This is a genomic window from Shewanella electrica (assembly GCF_022321485.1).
Taxonomy (GTDB): Bacteria; Pseudomonadota; Gammaproteobacteria; order Enterobacterales; family Shewanellaceae; genus Shewanella; species Shewanella electrica.
Map to the genome: position 1 here is coordinate 1 of NZ_JAKOGG010000119.1, position 310 is coordinate 310.

1 protein-coding gene is annotated in these 310 nt (G+C 47.7%); it reads left to right on the forward strand.

Going from position 1 to position 310, the window contains the following annotated elements; genetic code table 11:
• Nucleotides 1-24: 24 nt before the first annotated feature.
• The coding region (locus tag L9G74_RS23990; RefSeq protein ID WP_238898551.1) for an acetate and sugar kinases/Hsc70/actin family protein at nt 25-310 on the forward strand (286 nt) is incomplete at its 3' end.

A 310-nucleotide genomic window follows, 5' to 3' on the forward strand; every position in this document is an offset into this window, starting at 1 on the left:
CTTGTCTGTGACAATGGCACTGGAATGGTCAAGGCTGGGTTTGCTGGAGATGATGCACCAAGGGCTGTTTTTCCTAGCATTGTTGGTCGTCCTCGCCACACTGGTGTCATGGTAGGGATGGGGCAGAAGGATGAATATTTTGGTTACGAAGCAAAGTCCAAGAGAGGTATTCTCACGTTGAAGTACCCAATTGAGCATGGTATAGTTAGTAACTGGGATGACATGGAAAAGATCTGGCATCACACATTTTACAATGAATTGCGTGTTGCTCCTGAGGAGCACCCAGTGCTTCTGACTGAGGCTCCACTCA